General features: G+C 73.0%; 2 protein-coding genes. Both read right to left on the minus strand.

Features of this window, described 5'->3' with window-relative positions; all coding sequences use genetic code 11:
- Positions 1-445, minus strand: a 445-nt coding sequence (locus tag AC1D15_RS33725; RefSeq protein ID WP_477829490.1) for a PhnE/PtxC family ABC transporter permease, incomplete at its 3' end; no start/stop codon positions are given.
- Positions 442-1,092: PhnE/PtxC family ABC transporter permease (locus tag AC1D15_RS33730; RefSeq protein ID WP_477829491.1), on the minus strand; the 651-nt coding region annotated here is incomplete at its 5' end. The genes AC1D15_RS33730 and AC1D15_RS33725, both read right to left, overlap by 4 nt.

Here is a 1,092-nt window from a genome sequence, read left to right on the forward strand (position 1 = left end):
CGCCGGTCGTGTGCAAGGCCAGCGCCAGCGTGCCGGGGAACGGGCCCAGCCCGGCCGCGATCAGCAGCAGCGAGGCCCACACCAGCTCGGGGATCGAACGCAGCGCGTTCAGCAGCAGGCGTGCGCCGCCGTGCAGCAGCGCCACCACCCGCCCTCCGCGGGCGCTGGCCGGCAGCGCCATGCACACCCCGGCAGCCGCGGCGAGGACGGTGCCGAGCAGCGACATCGCGATCGTCTCGCCGGCCGCCTCCAGCGTGCGCCGCAGGAACGCGGGAGACATCTCCGGCGGAAAGAAGCTGGCACCGAACCCGGCCAGCTTGACGAGCTCGGACGGCGCGAAGAATTCGCGCCAGTGCAGCCCCAGGCTCGCGAAACTCGCCACGACCAGCGCCAGCACGCCGGCCAGCACCAGCCACCCGGACCACGACCGTTCGGGGCGCGTCATGCCATCACCCGCCGCAACAGCGCGCTGACCCGATCGCTCGCCCACACCAGCGCGACGAACACCAGCAGGATCGCACTCACCTCACTGCCGGCGAACATCTTCGCCGAGCTGTCGAGCATCTGGCCCAGGCCGCCCGCGCCGACGAAACCGAGCACGACCGACGAGCGGATCGCGCACTCCCAGCGGTACACCGTGTAGCTGACCAGCTCGCCGGCGCACTCCGGCAGCGCGCCGAACCACAGCGCCTGCAGGCGCCCGCTGCCGTTGCGCAGCAGCGCCTGGGTGGCCGCGGGGTCGCTGCTTTCCAGGATCTCCGCATACACCTTGGCCAGCATGCCGCCGTAGGTGATCGCGATCGCCAGCACGCCCGAGGTCGGGCCCAGGCCCACGGCCCGCACGAACAGCAGCGCCCACACCAGCTCGGGGATCGAGCGCAGCACCACCAGCACCCAGCGGATCGCCTGCCGCAGCAGCGCCGGCAGCAGGCCCATCGGCGTCGCGATCGCACTGAGCGACAGGCGCGCCGTCGCCAGGAAGGCCAGGGGCACCGCCACCCCCCACGCCAGTGCCAGGCCCGCCGTCGCGATCGCGACGGTGCGCCAGGTCTCCTGCAGCAGCAGCCCCAGGAACGCCGCATCGTGCTTCGG

This window comes from Rhizobacter sp. P2_H2, assembly GCF_056403375.1.